Origin of the sequence: Mobilitalea sibirica (assembly GCF_015999265.1) — a bacterium.
Lineage (GTDB): Bacteria > Bacillota > Clostridia > Lachnospirales > Lachnospiraceae > Mobilitalea > Mobilitalea sibirica.
This window is the reverse complement of record NZ_JAEAGR010000002.1, coordinates 1-20,051: the sequence shown is the minus strand read 5'-3', so window position 1 is coordinate 20,051 and position 20,051 is coordinate 1. Positions and strand designations below refer to the sequence as shown.

At 35.0% G+C, this 20,051-nt stretch carries 23 protein-coding genes and 1 rRNA gene; 1 reads left to right on the top strand and 23 read right to left on the bottom strand.

All coding sequences use genetic code 11. The annotated features are described in order from the left end of the window. The first annotated feature begins 2 nt into the window (after nucleotides 1-2). Entirely contained in the window at nucleotides 3-965 is a 963-nt protein-coding gene (locus I5677_RS01950) for an Ig-like domain-containing protein (RefSeq protein WP_197659891.1), read from the top strand. Between the two features lie 213 nt (nucleotides 966-1,178). On the opposite strand, the gene I5677_RS01945 is transcribed toward I5677_RS01950, so the two are convergent. The 23 genes from I5677_RS01945 to I5677_RS01835 form a co-directional block, all read right to left on the bottom strand. Next, nucleotides 1,179-1,568: an HIT family protein gene (locus tag I5677_RS01945; protein ID WP_197659890.1), complete on the bottom strand. Its 390-nt coding sequence runs from the start codon at nucleotides 1,566-1,568 to the stop codon at nucleotides 1,179-1,181. Between the two features lie 82 nt (nucleotides 1,569-1,650). Beyond that, nucleotides 1,651-2,112 (bottom strand): GNAT family N-acetyltransferase, encoded by a 462-nt coding sequence (locus I5677_RS01940; protein ID WP_197659889.1) that lies wholly within the window; start codon nucleotides 2,110-2,112, stop codon nucleotides 1,651-1,653. 201 nt (nucleotides 2,113-2,313) lie between these two features. Then, on the bottom strand, nucleotides 2,314-2,544 hold the full coding sequence (locus I5677_RS01935) for a DUF3343 domain-containing protein (RefSeq protein WP_197659888.1): 231 nt from the start codon (nucleotides 2,542-2,544) through the stop codon (nucleotides 2,314-2,316). Beyond that, nucleotides 2,541-3,695, bottom strand: coding sequence for an aminotransferase class V-fold PLP-dependent enzyme (locus tag I5677_RS01930; RefSeq protein ID WP_197659887.1), 1,155 nt, complete (start codon nucleotides 3,693-3,695; stop codon nucleotides 2,541-2,543). Before I5677_RS01930 ends, I5677_RS01935 begins: the two co-directional genes overlap by 4 nt. Further along, a complete protein-coding gene (yedE, locus tag I5677_RS01925; protein ID WP_197659886.1) occupies nucleotides 3,695-4,831 on the bottom strand; it encodes a YedE family putative selenium transporter in 1,137 nt (378 codons plus the stop codon). Before yedE ends, I5677_RS01930 begins: the two co-directional genes overlap by 1 nt. A 2-nt stretch (nucleotides 4,832-4,833) precedes the next feature. Continuing rightward, a complete protein-coding gene (locus I5677_RS01920; protein WP_197659885.1) occupies nucleotides 4,834-5,943 on the bottom strand; it encodes a hypothetical protein in 1,110 nt (369 codons plus the stop codon). A gap of 125 nt (nucleotides 5,944-6,068) precedes the next feature. Next, nucleotides 6,069-8,825, bottom strand: coding sequence for a LuxR C-terminal-related transcriptional regulator (locus I5677_RS01915; protein ID WP_197659884.1), 2,757 nt, complete (start codon nucleotides 8,823-8,825; stop codon nucleotides 6,069-6,071). 120 nt (nucleotides 8,826-8,945) lie between these two features. Continuing rightward, nucleotides 8,946-9,347 carry a hypothetical protein gene (locus tag I5677_RS01910; RefSeq protein WP_197659883.1) on the bottom strand — a complete coding sequence of 134 codons (402 nt, stop codon included), beginning with the start codon at nucleotides 9,345-9,347 and terminating at the stop codon, nucleotides 8,946-8,948. 88 nt (nucleotides 9,348-9,435) lie between these two features. Continuing rightward, nucleotides 9,436-9,939 carry a kinase gene (locus I5677_RS01905; RefSeq protein ID WP_197659882.1) on the bottom strand — a complete coding sequence of 168 codons (504 nt, stop codon included), beginning with the start codon at nucleotides 9,937-9,939 and terminating at the stop codon, nucleotides 9,436-9,438. A gap of 11 nt (nucleotides 9,940-9,950) precedes the next feature. Then, nucleotides 9,951-10,448 (bottom strand): cupin domain-containing protein, encoded by a 498-nt coding sequence (locus tag I5677_RS01900; RefSeq protein ID WP_197659881.1) that lies wholly within the window; start codon nucleotides 10,446-10,448, stop codon nucleotides 9,951-9,953. Nucleotides 10,449-10,494: 46 nt separating this feature from the next. Further along, nucleotides 10,495-10,848, bottom strand: coding sequence for a hypothetical protein (locus tag I5677_RS01895; RefSeq protein WP_197659880.1), 354 nt, complete (start codon nucleotides 10,846-10,848; stop codon nucleotides 10,495-10,497). Nucleotides 10,849-10,903: 55 nt separating this feature from the next. Next, entirely contained in the window at nucleotides 10,904-11,332 is a 429-nt protein-coding gene (locus I5677_RS01890; protein ID WP_197659879.1) for a hypothetical protein, read from the bottom strand. A 24-nt stretch (nucleotides 11,333-11,356) separates the two neighbouring features. Then, a complete protein-coding gene (locus tag I5677_RS01885) occupies nucleotides 11,357-11,884 on the bottom strand; it encodes a hypothetical protein (protein WP_197659878.1) in 528 nt (175 codons plus the stop codon). A 349-nt stretch (nucleotides 11,885-12,233) separates the two neighbouring features. After that, complete coding sequence (locus I5677_RS01880; RefSeq protein WP_197659877.1) at nucleotides 12,234-13,061, bottom strand: MBL fold metallo-hydrolase; 828 nt, start codon at nucleotides 13,059-13,061, stop codon at nucleotides 12,234-12,236. 104 nt (nucleotides 13,062-13,165) lie between these two features. After that, a complete protein-coding gene (locus I5677_RS01875; RefSeq protein WP_197659876.1) occupies nucleotides 13,166-13,651 on the bottom strand; it encodes a hypothetical protein in 486 nt (161 codons plus the stop codon). A gap of 318 nt (nucleotides 13,652-13,969) precedes the next feature. Continuing rightward, a complete protein-coding gene (locus I5677_RS01870; protein WP_197659875.1) occupies nucleotides 13,970-14,710 on the bottom strand; it encodes a LytR/AlgR family response regulator transcription factor in 741 nt (246 codons plus the stop codon). Beyond that, a complete protein-coding gene (locus I5677_RS01865; protein WP_197659874.1) occupies nucleotides 14,700-14,966 on the bottom strand; it encodes a hypothetical protein in 267 nt (88 codons plus the stop codon). The genes I5677_RS01870 and I5677_RS01865 overlap by 11 nt, the downstream gene beginning before the upstream one ends. Nucleotides 14,967-14,987: 21 nt before the next feature. Further along, complete coding sequence (floA, locus tag I5677_RS01860) at nucleotides 14,988-15,965, bottom strand: flotillin-like protein FloA (protein WP_197659873.1); 978 nt, start codon at nucleotides 15,963-15,965, stop codon at nucleotides 14,988-14,990. A 47-nt stretch (nucleotides 15,966-16,012) separates the two neighbouring features. Beyond that, nucleotides 16,013-16,510, bottom strand: coding sequence for an NfeD family protein (locus I5677_RS01855; RefSeq protein WP_197659872.1), 498 nt, complete (start codon nucleotides 16,508-16,510; stop codon nucleotides 16,013-16,015). A gap of 145 nt (nucleotides 16,511-16,655) precedes the next feature. Continuing rightward, nucleotides 16,656-17,468, bottom strand: coding sequence for a sensor histidine kinase (locus I5677_RS01850; RefSeq protein ID WP_197659871.1), 813 nt, complete (start codon nucleotides 17,466-17,468; stop codon nucleotides 16,656-16,658). Between the two features lie 274 nt (nucleotides 17,469-17,742). Next, the gene (locus I5677_RS01845; RefSeq protein WP_197659870.1) at nucleotides 17,743-18,237 is read right to left on the bottom strand and encodes a peptide deformylase; all 495 of its coding nucleotides are present in this window, start codon (nucleotides 18,235-18,237) and stop codon (nucleotides 17,743-17,745) included. 80 nt (nucleotides 18,238-18,317) lie between these two features. Then, a complete protein-coding gene (locus I5677_RS01840) occupies nucleotides 18,318-19,169 on the bottom strand; it encodes a P-loop NTPase family protein (protein WP_197659869.1) in 852 nt (283 codons plus the stop codon). Between the two features lie 544 nt (nucleotides 19,170-19,713). After that, nucleotides 19,714-20,051: ribosomal RNA gene (locus I5677_RS01835) — 23S ribosomal RNA — on the bottom strand; the annotation flags it as partial.

Below are 20,051 nucleotides of genomic sequence, written 5' to 3'. Positions count from 1 at the left end.
ATATGAAAAAGATGCGATTATTCTTATCAATCCTACTAATCATTAGTATCGCAACTTTCTCTAACACTCATCTTACAAACGATAAAGCGCAAGCCGCAATCTATATTAATGATACAACCTTTACTTTAGAGGTTGGTCATTATAGGACCTTAAGAATCCATGGAACAAGCAGCAGAGCCCGTTGGCATACCAGTAACAGTAACGTAGCTGATATTACAAGAGAGGGCAGAGTTATAGCAAAATCACCGGGTAAAGCCACGGTAACTGCCTATGTAGCCGGAACAAGAATTAGAAACTATGTAACCGTAATTAAACTTAGTGATACTGAATTAACTATGAAGTCCGGTACAACACATCCCCTCTCAATCATTGGTACAGATAGTGATATTACATGGAAATCCAGTGATGAATCTGTAGTTACTGTTTCCGATACCGGTGAAATTACTGCGAAAGAACCCGGTGCTGCTACGATCATAGCAACCGTTGATGGTAAAGACCTGGACAGTAAGGTAAATGTATTTGATATCAGTCAGGATTCTGTAGTATTGGAAGATGACGGCATATTGGGTATCGGACATATTAAAACTTTAAAAGTAAAGGGTGCTACAAGCAAGGTTACCTGGTCATCCAGCGATGAGTCAGTCGCAGTAGTAACTCATAATGGCAGGGTATATGCCAAAGATGACGGTACTACTACAATAACAGCTTCCATAAATGGTTTTAAATTAACCAGTGAGGTTAGAGTACTGTCAATGAGTCCAAAATGGGTATCGTTCTTTAAAGGTGATACGAAAAAATTACAAGTATATGGTACAGACAGTAAAGTAGTTTGGTCCTCTAACAACGAAAAAGTTGCAACAGTTTCCAGCGATGGTACTGTAACAGGGAAATCTCCCGGAACAGCAACTATTTACGGATTTGTTGACGGAAGAAAAGTAAGAGCTAAAGTTTGGGTTTTGAAATAACAAATAACCCCTGGTTTTAACTGTATCGGACCATAATAGTCGAACACAAAAACTGAATGCTCTCTAATGTCATACGTAAAATATAGACTTTAAATGATATGCTCCTCTTATGTTGGACAGTAAATCTACTGTCCTCATAAAGAGGAGCTATCTTTAATTTACATTTAAATAAGACGAAAGGTAATCTAATAGATTATAATCTATTAGATTTAATTAAATATCCCTGTGTTTGTTTTCCGGTTGCTTTATCCAATGTCTGATTCCTTTTCCTGCGAAAGGTTCCTTGTCAAATCGAGGTATTACATGCAGATGTGCATGAAATACTTCTTGCCCTCCAACCTTGCCAACATTCCATCCAATATTATAACCTTGTGGATTGTACTTCTCATCCAGATATAGCTTTACTCTTTGTAGTAGTTCATAGGTTGCATTCCACTCTTCTATCGTTAAATCAAACACTGTTTCTCTATGTTTTCTTGGAACAATGATACCTGAACCAATAAGAACTTCCTGAGGTTGTTGCAAGAATATACAATGTTCATTGCTTAATACTATGTTTTGGTTTTTATCCATTTCAGGATTACAAAAAATACATTTTTTCATAGAATATCATAATACCCTCTCTTTACTATATATATTGCTTCTAGCTCTTGAATAAAAACCCCAGTTCCTGAAATGTAGATATTCATAGTAATACTTTCATCATCAAAGATCCGTTTATTCCTTTTTTGTATAAATCCGGAATAACACCTACTTCCTTATAACCAACTTTTTGATACAAAAGCTTTGCCTTTGGATTAAAATCATCTACAACAAGAAAAATCTTTGAGCTTTCGGCAACCAATTTCTCAATATAGTCTAATATTTCTCTTCCTATGCCAAGACTTCTGTACTCTTCCTTAACTGCGATTATATGTATGTACGGGAAACTGTGAAATACACCATTACGAATTAACCATACAAAGCCTAAGCATAAACCTTCTGGATTTAACGCAACTAAGATTTCTTGTTTTGATATTCCTTCATTTATAGCATTTATAGCCTTATTCTCTTGCGGAAAATAAACTCTTCCTAAATCCGAATTCTGCAAGGCAACTTTACAATCATCAAGATGTTTCTTTTCTGCTTTTATAATATTCAAATTCATTTTTTACTATCTCCTGTTAAATCTGTTAAAACATACACCCATAATAATACGGTAGGTATATTCTGTCAATTTATATTTCTCTTTATTGGTAATTACCAAAATTTGTTCATTAAAAAAGGGTATAGCATTACTATACCCTTAAACATATTCAGAGTGAATATAATTGAATTTCACCGTTTTGCAATTCTACATACTTTCTTTCTAATCTAGGTTATATACTCCGTCAAGTGGAAGGTTTGAATTATCTAAAACCTCTAGAGCATCGTTTACATCATCCGTGTGAATCCGTACACAAACCCCGCAATTCGAGCTGATGTGACGCGGTATTGGTATCATCTTAGTATCAATTCCTTCCTTACGTAATATTTTTTCGGCACGAACTGCATAACTGGAAGAATAGACTAATAAAATCGTATATTGATGTTCACTCATGTTATCTCCTGTGATAATCCGGCAACAGCTTCAATTGCCCTTTTTATATCATCATTTGTATTAAAATAGCTAATACCAAAACGTACCGTCCCATTAGGAAATGTTCCGATTGTTTTGTGTGCCATGGGTGCACAGTGTAAACCGATGCGGCATAGAATATCATATTCCTCATCCAGTCGTAAACCCACCTCAGACGATGCCATACCTTTTATATTGAAAGAAACGGTTGAAGTCTGCTTTCTAGCATCATGGGTTCCGTAGACAATGCATTTTGGTATCTGCAATAATCCATTGATTAACTGCTGTGTTAGCATCATATCATGATGTCGGATGTTATCAAGCCCTTCCTTTTGTATCCATTCAATTCCGGCGATCAATCCTGCTAATCCTACACCGTTAAGGGTTCCTGATTCCATTGCATCCGGTAAAAAAAACGGCTGTTCTTCATGTTCCGAATAGCTTCCTGTTCCACCCTGTATTAGGGGCTTCATCTGTTTTTCATCTACCCGTTCGCCAATAATCAAGCCTCCTGTCCCCGTTGGCCCACATAAGGACTTATGTCCTGTAAACCCTAAGAGATCGATATTATCTCTTTGCATATCGATAGGATAACTTCCGGCACTTTGTGCAGTATCAACCAGCATTAATATATCATGTTTACGACAAATTGCACCTATATCACGGATTGGTATGAGCGTACCTACAACATTGGATGCATGAGTGATTGCTATTAGTTTTGTATTAGAGCGAATCTGTGCCTCCACATCAGAGGGTGATAGTCTTCCCTCAACATCACATTTTACTATAGATAACTCCACTCCATATTTTTGTAACTCCCTAAGAGGCCTGATCATGGAATTATGCTCCATACTGCTGGTAATAACATGATCACCCGGATTTAGTATTCCCTTCAGACCCAGGTTAAGCGACTCTGTAATATTATATCCGAAGACGATGCGAAGCGGATCCGGAGCATGGAATATCTCTGCAACCGCCTCCCGGGCCAGGTAAACGAGCTGGCCTGCCTTCACAGCAAGCCTGTGTCCCGCCCTTCCCGGATTAGCACCAATATGATCCATAAAATCCGTCATTGCCTCGGCAACAGATGGCGGCTTTGGCCAAGATGTTGCCGCATTATCTAAATAAATCATCAACTTTCTCCTTTTCCTATACGCAGGGTAAACCCGATTGCCAAACAAAAGGCCAATCCCGATGCAACCGTTATGTTTCCTAAAAAGCTTAAATCTCCTACAGCTCCACATGCCGGCCTTCCCAACAAACCAAAATTATAGGTAACTGCCGCCCCACATAACATTCCTATTACAAAGAACGCCGCATCGGTATCCCCTTCGCCTGATAAGAACAATTGCCTTCCGGCACATCCTCCTCCCATAGTAAATGCCAAACCTGCAAGAACCATGCCTAACAGACTCCAGATATATTCCACAACTCCAGCCGGTTCAATCGGATTATTAAAAAATACATGGAATTGTCCCAGTAGCAGATTAACTAGGAAGGCAGTAATTAACATAGCGATTAGACCAAATAAATATTGTGCGTTTTTTATGAGGAATATATCTCTGAAACCTCCTATGGTGCAAAATCTTGAACGCTGTGCTAAAAACCCTATCACCAATCCTGCTATAAGCGAAATCAATACAGGTGCATTCAGAGAAGAGGGTTCATGCCAGCTTCTAAAAGGAGCACTCAGATTATTTACCCGAATATTAAAAACCAACAATATGAAAAGAAGCACCATAATGCATGGTAATATAAAAGCTGCTGCCGTTTTTGTCTTAGTAGAACGACCAAGATAAAAACCGCCTCTTATAAAAAGCACTCCTATGAATACACCTCCAATTATTCCGGCCAGAGCCAGCATAGCATTCAGATTCCCTTCTGCAAGACGAAGAATTGTACCGAAAGGACACCCTGTAAATGATAAAACCCCAATCATGGCAAAAAACCCAAGAAAAAACCGTATCATAGGAGCCGAACCACCTCTTGCCTTAAACTCTCTGAATATAATGGCTGAGAGGGTTGATCCCAGTACAAGTCCGATAATCTCAGGACGTATATATTGTCCTCCGGGAGCCTGATGAAAGCCAAGCGCTCCCACCAGGTCCCTTTCCATACATGCAATACATAATCCTGTATCAGGGTTTCCCAACTTATGTAACACCGGTGCCAGAAAGCCAATCACGCATCCCACAAATATCATAAAACCACGGGAACCGAAATAATCAACTATTTTATTATTACGATTTACTTTATTATTTTGATTCATTACTAGTCCTCATCATAGCGATGTACAGTAACTGTCTTAAATTGAAGGCTTGTTACATATCGTCCATCTGGTGAGAGATAGATACTTCCTTCTCCTTCACACACAAGCTCATCGGTCCATGTTTTACCTCCATCCTCCGTTCGAAAGGCAACGATGACAGGAATTTTATCACCGGTTAATGAAACCACCACTAAAGCGTTGTCTTTATCGAAGAAACGGATAGCTGTTGCGGCACTTTCATACTTAGCAATTTTGTATCCATCGTACCTTTCTTTTAGAGGAAGTTCTGAACGATTACTCCATGTATTACCCTGATCATTCGTAGACATTAACACTCCATCCTCTGATAGTACACAGCCCGTCATACTACTACCATCCTCATATACAGCAACTCCAACGATATTCCCTATATCATCCGGAAGGCTGATTTCATTAAAGCTAAGGCCGCCATCTAGAGTTTCGCTTACTTTATTAAGTTGACAAATCCACCCCCGCATATCATCCAGAAAGCTTAATGGGCATTTACCGGGTGACGTTGTATAATCAGCAGTATCACCTAGGGTTTTTCCTCCATCGGTACTTAACCTTAAACCTCCGGGCGTTGTAAAGCTTACACCCTTCATTCTTCCACATACCCATACTGTATTAGAATCAACTATTTCTACTCCATAGATACAACCGCCGCTCTCCTCATTCTTAGTCCATGTCTTTCCTCCGTCAGTTGTATAATGAAGCTTACCAGTGGAACTAAAACCACCTGTAACACCAATATTTTCATCCAGGAAAGCTGCCATTCTTACTGTCTGTGTTACTTCTGTCTCCAGTATCATGTTCCAGGTTCCCTGTGGTTTTGTAGTAGCAGCTATATCTGTATCAGAATTATCCTCTGTTTCATCGACTTCTTGTACTGTATCTGTATGTACAGAAGTATCATCACCTTCTATTTTGTTATCTGCTTCTTCGAGTGACTTACCCTCTGATTTCACTTCATTGGTATCTGTTTGTGTATTCTGATTATCCTTACTGGAATTGTACATAGAAATTCCCAGATAACCTGCAATCACCAGACATAGCACTATTACTATCGATATAATAATCTTTGAATTTTTCACTTACTTTACCTCCTAAACACTTAATTTAGTTTCCTCACATAATGATTGTATGAACAAAAAAATCCATTGTAATCATACTAAAGTATGAATCAATGGATTCTTAATATCGTATATTTCAAACATTTTTATTTTATTAATTCAAGATCCCTTGCCATGGCTATTGCCTGCGTACGGTTTTTTACCCCAAACTTTTCAAAAATATGATAAACATGTGTTTTAACGGTAGAGATGGATATAACCAGCTTTTTAGAAATCTCATGATTGGTATATCCACTTGCAACTAATTTTAATACTTCTAATTCACGCTTACTTAACGGTTCTTGTAAAACCCCTTTAAGACTTTGATTAATCAATTTTTCATAATCTATCTGTAATAAACAACTAAAGTTTTCCATCAACTGCTGAACGAATTGCGGTACTACTTTATGCTTAAGTGCGTTTCTAAGCCATTGAACCATCTGCTGCCCTTCCTTAATAAATACTCCGTGGCAACCGGTTTTTTCACCTATTACCAAAGCAGTTTTTAGACATTGTAAGGCCTTATCGTTATTACCCTGCACATAGAACAGTCTTGTTTTTAGAAGCAGAATTTCAATTTCCCATTGAACCCAACCGGCGTCTGATGCATAAATCTGCTGCCGATCCAGATAGGATAAAAGAATACTCCAATCATATTCAGGCCTAATGAGCTTTAGCCTGTATTTATCAATCATCACCCTAATTGCAGTATCATGGATCATATTGGGTCGAAAAGATTTTCTATTGTCTTTAAAAATTAATCTTTGCTCTTTTAGCCATTGTTCTGCCTCATTTATAAGAGTCATATTATAATCTGCAGATAGGAGACAAATGCGGGTCTTATGGGCAGTCACCTCATCACTCTCCTGTGTTTTGATACAGATAGCCTCATTCAGAACTCTAAAGGCCTGTTTCGTTTTCCCAAGTGCCTGATATATATAAGCTAAATGTATCAACCCCAATTGTTGTTGCATTTTAGCACTGGTTAAATTCAATAATTCAATACCTTTTTTTATTGCCTCTATAGCTTCTTCTAAATCACCCATCTCCATTCGTATTTTACCCCATGTTATATATATGGTTCCGGAATAAGGTACGATACGTCCACCGGATAGTTCGGTGAGATATGTGATTCCCTCAATACAAATATCTGAGGCTTTCAAAAGACTTCCTTTGTTGTACATAATATCTGCCAAGCTTTCAATTGCAGCAGAAATATTGAACAAATCACCGCTTTCTTTTCCAATCTGACGAACACTTTCAAAGGTTCTAATTGCTGCTTGTGTATCTCCTGCCAGATAGTAAGCCCTTCCGAGTCCATAGGTTATGGCACATCGAAACATAAGTTCATTCTCTGGAAGCTTCTCAAGTGCCGATAGCGCCATTTTGATAACATCATTTGGATCAGACTCTAGGAATAAGGCATAGTAAATCCTTAACTTTCTTATATAGTGAATTAGTAGGTCTTTCTCTCTTTGTTTATAACCGTTTATTCCTATTTTATCAGCCTTTGCTTCCGCAGATTGAAGCCAGAACTCAATAAGCTTCCTTGTCTCCGGCAGGCTTATGGTTTCTTTATTTGTTAATAATAGACAATTGGCATAAGCCGCCGAGAGAATAGGACTTGACTTTAGATAACTCATTGGTAATGCCTTAAGCCAGCCATAAACAAGTTGGGTTTCACTGCGATAATAAGTGCTCCATATATTTCGTTCAATTAATTTGGACGCATATTCATAATCTTCGGAAACAAAAGCATAATGGATTGCCTCTTGGAAGAATCCGTTCTTTTCATTCCAGTCCATCGCTTTTTTATAAAGTGTATGTATCTCTTCTTGTGACATTTGCATTTTGAGAAAACGCCTTAAAAACTCAGTAAATAGGTTATGATAACGATACCACTCGCGCCGGTTATCCACAGAAAATAAAAACAAATTGGAGCTTTCTAATTGCTCAAGGATTGTCTGACTGCTTTTTATCCCTACAACTTCATTACATAAAGAAGCACTTAATCTATCTAAAATTGACGTCTTCAAATAAAATTCCTGTATGTTAGGTGCTTGCCTTTTTAAAACTATTTCAGCCATATAATCAAATACATATCTGTCATCCCCTATGAAGTCCATTATAAAATCATGCCTCTCAGATGATGTTAATGCTTCCAAGGAAAGTGCCGCCATCTGTAAGCCCGCAACCCAGCCTTCTGTATGTTCCTCCAACCTTTTCACATCCTCCTTCTCCAGATGGATGTTTAGGTAAGTATTCATTAAGCAGCATGTCTCACCTTTTGTAAACCGTAGATCTTCATATAATATATCTGTGATACTTAGATTAGCCCTCAATCTTGATAAGGATAGCGGTGCTTTCTCTCTTGATATAATAACAAGATGTAGATGAAACGGCATATGCGAAAGAAAATAATTCATAGACGTATGAATATCCTTATTGTTGATTACATGATAATCATCCACAACAAGAATCATGGGGCGTTCTACTTCTGATAGGTCCCGAATTATTGCATTTATAACTGTTTCCGGTGAAAGATTCTCAAAGGACTGTAAAGCAGGTTGTATATTTAAACCAATCCGGCTGTCTATTGTTTGAAGTGATACAATTATATATTCCCAGAATCGATATAAATGATTATCACCACAATCTAATGAAACCCATCCAGTTGGTATATTCATTTCTTTGATCCATTGACTGATTAAAGTTGTTTTTCCCGAACCTGCAAATGCTGTTACCAATGTGAGCCTGTTGCCTCTTCCTAAACCCTTATGAAGCTTATCCAATATGCAATTACGTTTTACTATTCCCTCCCGCAAAGGAGGTATTAATGTTTTGGTAGGGATTAAATGATTCATGATGTAAGCTCCTTAAAATCTCATTACACACAATATATGCCTCGTTGTTTCTAGGATACTATTTAAACTTTTCGCACTTAGTGCAATTATCCTTATGTAGTATCATTATTGGTTATTAGTTTAATATATTGATTCATTTATAGCTTTCAATGCCTCATCATAAGAGGATACTTTTTTAACTGTAAAGTACTTCATGAACTCCTTCGTCCACATGTCTATCTCCCCTTCGATTTCATTTACTTCATTCATAATGAAAATAACATACTTACAATCTGTCTTAGACATCTCAGGAAGCAATTTAGTAAATGCCCAATCTACGTCTTCTTTTTCATCTTCGAATCCGTTTCTTGCATCAATAATAAAATTACTCATGGCATGATTCTTAAGTAAATCTAATGCGAATGATGTTGGTTTTCTATAGTCTTCATAACAGCAAAACTGTTTCCAGGTAATTAATACCACATTATTTTTCTCAATATATTTGACATTACTATAAACTGAATCAAATTCATTATTTAACATTTTTCATTTCACCTTTCCGATTTAATATAAATAACAACTATCGTACGATTAATTATAAAAGGATGACATATCGTATCCTCCTTACTCATTATTTCAGTATATGCGTAAAGATCAAATCAACTGTTTCATTTAAGCTTAATTCTTTATGAAGGGTTATTTCAGGAATAAAATCCAAATAATCGTTTTCAATCCACCATTCTCTCATTTCCTTTTCAGCAAATTCATTCGCATTTGGCTTTTGTTGGTGTCGGCTTAAAGTTTCTTCAAATGGTACATTAAAATAATATGCATGAATTCGTTCACCAAATTCTTTCTGTATATATTCAAATAGAGTTTGATACCATATTGAATTAAAAATACCTTCCAAAATTATAATTTCACAACTTTTACTTCCGTATTTCAACAGCTCTAATAACAGCTGAATTGCCTCCGTATCAGGACCATCTTTCACATATAGCATTTCTCTTCTAACTATATCCTGTGATATAAGCATAGTACCATGTCCGAATTTTTTTTGTAATTCTTTTGCAGTTGTTGTTTTACCGCTACCGGAATTTCCCCGAAGTATGATAAGCTTTGCCTCTTTATCCATATATCCCCAATCTATAAACCTCCATCATCCGGCCATTTATCTTTCACTTTATCTTCACCTTTGAAATATTCAACCCTGCTATTCGTCTCATAAATCTCTTTATAGGGAAGAATATTCACCTTTCCGGAATCAGGATATTCACAAACATCTATACCCGCCTCTGTTCGTATATCTAAGTATTCACATATTTCTAGTGTATGATTATATAGCTGATGAGCACCTGTCGGTCCAATCTCAAAGAATACAATATCGCCGGCAACTAGTTCTTCAAAACTATCATTTGTACGTAACATTCCTTTGCCTTTTAATATCACAAATATTTCTTCTGCATTCCTATGGAAATGATATGGATACGAATATTTACCGGGATCAAGTCGCTTAATATCGAAATGTAAATGCTTTGATTGAACTAACTCAGATAATCTCGGACTTGAGTGCCATACAAACTCCGGAATCGTTGATTTATTAATCTCAAATGTAATACTATCTTTCTTAAAAATATGCGCCATATCTTACTCCTCCATATTCTATTTACTTCCTTCTTAAGGTGACTCCCTAATGTGAACTCTTATATTCCGTATTACATTCCTGACATATTACCTGATATTCATATCTCTCTAATCTATTCTCAACTATTGAAAATAATGGAGATTTGTCGCTAGGACAACACAATCTATTTTTAATTTTAATCAAGTTATCCCCATTTATTTTAGTTTCTAAATTGTTTTTATTCCACAATTTAAAACATCCTTCATTTCCACATTTGCATTTATACTTAAGATTGAAGTAACTATATGTTGTATAGCAAAGATACCCTACTGTTTGGTTGCATCCATCGCAATACATCCAACTTCCATATTTTTTTAATAAATGTCCATTTTCTATTTCTTTTATAATTTCTTTTTTCATTTTTCACCTCACTTAAACCCAATGTATGCATTCTAGCAAATCTCAGAACGACTAATTAGAGTAACAAATTAATAAGAGATTTTGTTCTCTCTTCATCAATTATATAACCTACATGATTATTCTGTTTTAGCATACACATTCCTTTTATGTCATCCTTGCTTAACCACAATAGAACATCCACTTCCTTTTTATTCTTGTATGTTAACGTTATTTGATACATAGGCATTGCTACATCAAGGACTCCAGGCATTTGATCTGCGCTATTAATAGAATTTACAATTGTTTGAATGGATCTATTATCTTCAACTACTTTTATTAAGGTACCATCCTTTTGATGAAAATCAGGAGTTTCATAAACACTTATCCGATCGATGAAAATCGAAAACACTAACGTATCGTTCCATTTGTTCCAAATAATCAAGAAGCATACAATAAAAAAAGTACTTACACTTACTATAGCGATCTTTGAAAAACGCTTTTTCATATGATATCCTCCAAAACTAATAGCTCATACGTGACAATATTTATCATTCCAAAGCTGAACTTCAATATATTTATACTCCTCTATAATACTATTAAGTAACCGGTCAACATCACCATTAAATTGATTAATTAACTCATATAGAGTTTCTTTTAGAAACGGATTTTTTCTTTCTGGTTGATCAAACTTTGCCATACTATCCCCGAATGTAAAACTGATATGTTTTGAACTTATGTCTGCAAGCGGAATTTTAGTTACTTCCCCTTTCCCAAACCAATGATCTAAAAAGTCGCTACCATGAAGTACAAAATATAATGGATGCTTTGTTTCAGGCTCACCACCAAGATTTATAAACCAATTGTATAGCCATTCCTCAGTTTTAATTCTTCTCGGATAATAATTCTCAAAATCTGCGAATCGGCCAAACGCTGTACCACTATGACTGTCTGCTAATTCTTTCGCTTTTGCAAAAGCCTCTGCTTTTGATAGTCTTGTTATACTATATAATGGAGAACAATTTGGATTACAATAATTTACTATATATATCTCATGCATATTATGTACACCGTCCTATTATATAATATCGATTGAAGTTTTGTATTTCTGAAGCCAATTGCCTTATGGTTGGTACACCAAAACTTAATTCATTAATAAGTAATCCGCTAGAGCCTTTTGATAGTATTAAAAATCTTCCACCAATAATTGTTAAATATATAACCAATCATAATATCCCCGGTATATTATGTCAAATTATAACAGATAAAATTATAATAAATACGTTAACACTTACATATGCCTTAAATTATGTTAATAATATAAGTTAATGGAAAACAAAAACTCAAAACAATCTTGTCTTGAATTTTAGATATGACTATTCAATTCTTATTTTTGACTATCCATGTTACTATAATTCAAGACTTGTTCCTGTTTTTACCTCAAATAAATTCTGCATCTTAGTACCTAGATATTTAGAAGGTTTTTCACCGGTGCAATGGCAGGTATAGTACTTATTGATATTTCTTTTATTAAGATCATCGGCAAGTTCATCTAAGAAGTTTATGCTACTGGTTTTCTTATCGGTCAAACCCATTAAATGAAAACCACCAATAACAGTATCTAAATCACTCTTTATAATTTCCTTCGATTGCTCAATAATGTTGATAATTCCTTTATGAGCACATCCGCAGAATAACGTGTACTTATCATTTTCATTCACCAACAGATTTATCTCATGCTGAAAATCATCTTTCTTAATAAGACCTTTACCATATTCTTTTAGCAGATTTTTATTACCCGGGGGAATTAGTTTTTCACCTGTTATGTTCCCGAATAACGTCAATTCATCATCTATTTTCAGAATTCCATCAACAAATACAAGTCGCTCATTATTGATTAATTCTTTCTTTAATCCAATATTGTATTTTATAAACCCAAACAGTTTTATCAGATGATGATCAAAGGAGTCTTTCCCGAGGTAAACATTAGCTTTATGATTTAAGTTTAAGAATGCTTCCAGTCCGCCACCATGATCAAAATGTCCATGGGAAATAATTGCTATATCTATATCTTCTAAATTTACACCCAATTTATTGGCATTATGTAAAAACGTAGTATCCGGACCGGTGTCAAATAAGATCTTATGCTTAGATGTTTCTATATATAAGGATAGGCCATGTTTGTTTTTATAGGCTTTTGAGATTGTTGAATTCTCTAGTAATGTGATAACCTTCATAGTTGAATTCCTTCCTAATTTATTATTCACTATTTAATGATTTACTTATCTAAATAAATAACAAGAATTTATATTCTGAGAATGCTCTCCCTGCTATTTTATCCTTATTCATAAATATATTGTGTACCTATGTTTCTTATACTTGTAAAACCAGCCAAACGAAAGACGTCCTCATCTCCGATGCAGTATACATAATTACCGTTAATGGCTAAAATATAGTATTGCGGATAAATACTCTCGAAATAGTCGAATACCGTTTGTAAATCTTCCTCTGTTAGACCATAACATATATCAATAAATGAAGATCCCTTTTCAGCATAAATTCTGCTCGTTAGTATTTTACTCCCGCTGACATCCGTATAAGATGTGATTGAATAACTCGCTTCCTTCAAATTTCTTGTCAGTTCTTCTTCATTTGGAACAATATCATCAGCGGTTAGAGCTTCAATCTTGGTCTCACCATCTTCAAAAGATATGTTTGTCTCTATGTTTGTTACACCAAAATTCTTGCTTAAACTTTTTTCGTCATTGTTACATCCCCAAAAGGAAAATGAAACAATAATCATAAGTATTACAATAATCTTTCTCAACACTTAATCCTCCCTATTGATCAATACCTCTTTATTTATTTTCCATAATAGTTCTATACCAATATTTAAATTGTTAAAAAATGTACATTCATAATAATATAGTTAGTATATTCTGTCAAATAATAATCTAATAATAACAATAACTAGTCACATAAAAAATCATAGAAAAAGCCGAAAAGCTGATATATCATCGTTTCTTTTCGACTTAATTTTTGTGTGAGGACTTATGAATTTCAATTCAGTTTATTCTTTTCTTCATCAAATGAGTACTCTTCATCCCTTTATTTTTATCAGATTTTCATACTTTTAAGTCTATCACTATAGGAATCTTTTCTTAATCTCCTCATATTTTTCTGCTGTCATTAAAGCATCCTGATGAATATCTTTAAAGGTTATGATATAGGTCCATCTTCCATAAGGCTCGATTTTCTTAATCTGTGATACATTAATCAGATAGGATTTATGGCTACGCATAAATTGCTCCGAGTTTAACTTGTTTTCTATATCACCTAAGCTGGCAGAAGTAGTGAAGGTATCTTTCTTTGTATAAATGACCGTGCTATTATTTTCTCTTTGAACAAGAACAATCTCCTGAATATCCACAAAACTCATACTTTCCTTCCCTTTTACAAGTAGCCTGTCAAGTCCACGTTCATATCTAACTATCTTATCCATATCTTCATTTTTCTTTGGATCTGAAAGTGCTTTTATACGGTCAAGTGTGTGGTTTACCCGTTCCACATGAAAAGGTTTTACAATATAATCAAAAGCATAAACTTCAAATGCATCAGGCATGTATTCAGAGTGTGCTGTTGCAAAGATAATCTTCGTCTTTGGCTCAAGATCTGCAATTATCTTAGCCAGTTCCAACCCACTAATATTACCCAGTTCAATATCGAGAAATACCACTTCTGCCCTTGTTTTATTAAACAAGGTAACAGCATCCGTAAGGTTGTCGCTTTCTCCTACAACCTCGAAGCCTTCATTGTTCTCTACTATCTTACGCAACAGCTTACGAATGCCGCTCTCGTCATCGATTAAAACCACTTTAATTGACATAATATCTTCTCTTCCTACGTCTGCATACTGGTTTTTCTAATATTTCTGACCAAACAATTGCTTCCTGCAATTTTTTTGGTTCAAAATCCCAGAATTCATCACTCTTTTTACGTGTCAAATTAATATCAATATCAACTGTAACCTCAGAAGATTTAACTGTTTTATTCTCTGTTTTGCTAGTTGAAGTATCATTTTTTGAGTTCTTGCCTTTATTTGGACTAAATTTCATATCCGGCTTTTCAGATGTTTTACTCATCGTCTTTCACCCCCGGCATTATTATTGTTTGTTCTTTTTATCCTCTATAATTGAAGTTTTACCTTTTTCAGATATCCTTTCTCTCATCAATGTATCAGCCTTGATGTTCTGCATATCAAAATAATCCATAACACCCAATTTGCCTTCCTTTAATGCGTAGGCCATTGCTTTTGGTATCTCTGCTTCTGCCTCTACTACATATGCACGCATTTCCTGTTCCCTCGCTACTGCCATAGCTCTTCGTTCTTCGGCTTTTGCCTGCGCTATGTTTTTATCAGCTTCGGCTTGAATACTTTGTAATTGTGCACCGATATTTCTTCCTACATCAATATCTGCAACATCAATTGAAAGGATTTCGAACGCTGTTCCGGAATCTAATCCCTTACTTAATACGGTTTTTGAAATATCATCCGGATTTTCTAAAACTGCTTTATGTTCTGCAGATCCAACTGTTGTGACAATACCTTCACCAATTCTTGCAAGTACTGTAGACTCACCTGCTCCTCCTACTAAGCGTTCAAGATTTGCTCTTACCGTTACTCTTGCTTTCACCAATAGTTCAATACCATCCTTCGCCACAGCAGATACCATAGGAGTTTCAATGACTCTTGGATTTACACTCATTTTCACTGCATCCAGTACATCTCTACCTGCCAGATCAATTGCTGCAGCCTTTTCAAATGGAAGCTCAATCCCTGCTCGTTCTGAAGCAATTAACGCATTAACCACACCATCAATATTACCTCCCGCAAGATAATGTGCTTCTAATTGATTTACGCTTAAATTAAGTCCCGCTTTTGTCGCTTTTATTAAGGGCAGTACAACTCTTGATGGTATAACACGCCGTAGGCGCATACCAATTAAGTTAAAAATGCTTACCCTTACATTCGCTGCTAAGGATGAGATCCATAATCCCACCGGTACAAAACTAAAAAATAAAACGATTAATAAACCGATAATACCTATTAAAACTATAAGCCCTATTGTTGATCCTGTCATATCCTTTACCCTCTTTCTAATATATTTTATGAATTTGTAAATTTACTTTATTGCTCTCGAACTTTTACAATTAACTTGGATCCCTGAACTTTATGGATTATAAGTTGGGTACCTTTCGTAATATATTTTCCTTCAGAAATTACATCGAGTTCAATTCCATCAAAATTTCCTGATCCTGATGGTCTCAAATCAGAGGTAGCAAATCCTTCTTTTCCAAGCAGATAATTCAAGTCGCTACTACTGATAAATCCCTTATCCTTCTTCTGATCTTCTTTTAATATGATGGGTGATTTTATTTTGCCCTTTGAAAGTAAACCCACTATAATTGCCAGCATTAGACCTAGAATAGCCAGCACGACAATTGTCATAACAGCCCCTTCTACGAATGTATCTGAGACCAAAAAGATTCCAATAATCAAGCAGATAATGCCCGATATTCCCGGAAATGAAAACCCGGGAACCACCATCTCTATACCTACCAATATAAAACCAGCTATTAGAAGTATAACAGCTATTATAAATGTTGCATCAAGTTGACCAAACATCAGATCCTCCTCCTTTCATGCGTATGTTTACCTTAACTCTACACCCACAGTAGAAATTATAAAATACATATTCCCTAAGATATACATTTATCAAATTCAAATGTCACATATTCAGTTTTAAATTACATTAAGTTACATCTCTACTTTATAAATCTTTTGGCAATATTATAAGAAAGCTTGTTTTAACTTGATCTGAATTTACTTCAATCGTTCCACCCGCTTCACGGATGATTTTAGAAACTATGTATAGTCCCATTCCATGACCTTGTTCCTTCTTCGTTGTAAATCCCTGTTTGAATATATTACTAAGCTGATCAGCAGGAATGATAGGCCCATTATTATAAATTAGGAATGTATAATTAACCTGATTTTCACCAATTTCTATGTATATATTCTTTTCCTCCTTATTTTCAGAAACAGCAGTCATACTATTGTCCATAATATTTGCAAGAACCTTGCATAAATTCCACGGTTCTATTGGTATGCTCTTTAAATCTGTACGTATTTCTAAAAATAGGTTAATATTTTTCTTCTCAGCTGCTTCAATTTTAGCCTGTAACAATGCATTAACAGCAGGTTGAGCAGTCTTCAACGCTTTACTTACCTTCATAAGGTCCTTGAATACGGGCTCTATATATTTTTTTGCCTCATCATATTCCTTAAGTTCCATTAATCCATAAATAATTTGAAAATGATTCAGATAATCGTGCCTTTGTGCTCTTAGTTTCGTATTAAGATCTTCTAGGTTCTGAATACTTTCTCTCATGCTGGCGTCCTTGAATTTACCGGCCATATATAAGCCGAGTACGGTGATTAAACTACTCATCAACATTAATCCAACTGAAAGATAAATATATATACTCATCTGATCTGCTGTCGTTATCCATATCAAGAGACCTATTATGAATTGCAATACATTGATAAATATAAGTGTTGTTACTATCTTTTTAAGATTCAACTTATCCCCACCCTGCGGTTTTATTTTCTTGCATGATACAATACAACCTTATAATGTTGTAAATCAAACTTGTACATTAAAGAATCTCATTTATACTCATACTTTACCTGATATTACGTACATGTTCGTGTTATTGCTTTGTATTATTAATTGATTATATGATACCATATACTGATTAAGACAAAATTATAATTGCATTAAAAAAGCTCAAAGCATATGCTTTAAGCTCAATCAGGAAACCACAGTCCACAAAAAAGGGTAATGATAGTATCCCTTACCTTTTGATTATTCTAATTCTAAATGATTTGTTATCAATTGCTCGCTGAACAGCCAATATTCCATCCAAGTGGTCATATTCATGTTGAATTAATTCCGCTAAATCGCCTTCCAATTCTAAAATACAATCGACCCACTCCTGATTTTTATATAATACTTTGCACTTCTTATGTCTCAATAGTTTTACCTCGAGACCAGGAAAACTCATACAATCATCCCATAGTTCAAACTTTTCATCATCAATAAACTCTATTTTGGGATTAATAAGGACAATAGAGTTTCTATCGAAGTTCATATAGATTATCCTAAGTAATTCATTAATTTGAGGAGCTGCAATTGCCCTCCCATAGCCATATCTTTTTCTAAAATCCATTAATGTATCATGTAAGTCCTCCGCTACACGATTGACATCTAATATTTCATCTTTACTAACCTCTTTGCTAGGTCTATATAAGGTTTCATTTCCTAACAACAAAATTTCTCTTACTGACATAAACAATCTCCTCTTTATCTCTGCACCCTTGCACTAGATGTATTTTTGAGATGTTGCCCCACCACCCTAAAAGCAAGTCTCTAACAGTCTTTTGTGTCATAATAGCACTTTAGAACATCGCTAATTTCTTTCGTAGTTCCCTCAATGCTATATTGCGAATTATCAATAATATACTTATCTATTGCTAATTGTCCAAGTATTTCTCTTTCTAATTCTTTCCTTGCCTTAAGTACTTCAAATGTTCCTTTTAATCCACTTAAATTATTTGCTTTTCCATATCCTTGAGTCGTAGAATAATTAATGAAAAATGAGAGCCACTCCTTAGGTCTTTCATCAATAACTTTCATAAAGCTAGCTTCTATATCTCTCTGATTTACATATATAATTATTGGGTTACACTCTTCCACTATTTCAGCTAACTTTTTAATATAATCAAAACTTTTCTCTTTAGAACTATTGCTTCTTATCATACTTGTTGTAATAGGATTTTGAATAAAACAACAATCAAATATATATGTAACATCTTCATTCTTAGCTACTTTAACAAATTCTTTCCATTTATCCGTTAGTAGTTTAATATGCAATTCTAAAGGCATTTCATAAATATCCCTTTTTGCAATTTCCTCAAAAAATTCTTCTGGAATTAGATCTTCAATACTATTTTTAGCCTTTACATAAGATATTAAATAGCAACTTTCTTTCGTTTCTACAAACTTCTCAATTCGCTTTATAAAACTACTATATTTATATAAAAGTTGTTCAAATTCTTCTTTATTAAAATAAGCTACTCCATCATAATCAGCTGGATGCTCTAAGTTGCCTTCCAAATATAATTTGGTTTCTATCCCCATTCTCTTTAATACTTTATCAGCTATCTTGGCTATAGTTGACTTACCGGATGCCGGTAACCCTTCCACTAAAATCAATCTCATAATTCCTCCAAACTTATCAATTGACTCCCTATTTTTTAGTACCACATCTATTCATCATATAAAAAGCTAGTAAAAATCTAAATGGCTTCTCAAAACCTGCTTCATATAATAACAGGGCAATACATTACTATTCTATTAATTAACGTATATCATAATACAGGGAACATATTCTGTCAATGAAATCGTTTCTCATCTCTCTATTGATTACTGTTGGTAATTTTACACATATGCTTAACTTATAATTAAAGCTATACCGACGAAATTGTTAATTGTCCTTTTCCTTTTAATATTTCAACATCAGTTCCAATGTCTTCAACCGTAATCTCTCAATATTTGTGATGTTAATCATCCTATGCTATCTGAGTTTTTCATTATGGTTATTATGAATTATTTATATAACAAAAAACTCAAAACATTTCTGTTTTGAGCTTCTACTTTTACATATATAATTGACTAAATCCTACACAAGAAAATGTTCATCCATTGAGTTCATACTCTCTTGACTTCGTCCTAAGAGTTGCCTCATTCAACTGTATAACCTTTTTAGGTCAAGCCCTCGACCTATTAGTAACAGTCAGCTACATGTGTTACCACACTTCCACCTCTGTCCTATCTACCTGATCGTCTTTCAGGGGTCTTACTAGCTTATGCTATGGGATATCTTATCTTGAGGGGGGCTTCACGCTTAGATGCCTTCAGCGTTTATCCCTTCCAAACTTGGCTACTCGGCCATGCCATTGGTATGACAACCGATGCACCAGTGGTTCGTCCAACCCGGTCCTCTCGTACTAAGGTCAGCTCCTCTCAAATATCCTGCGCCCACGCCGGATAGGGACCGAACTGTCTCACGACGTTCTGAACCCAGCTCGCGTACCGCTTTAA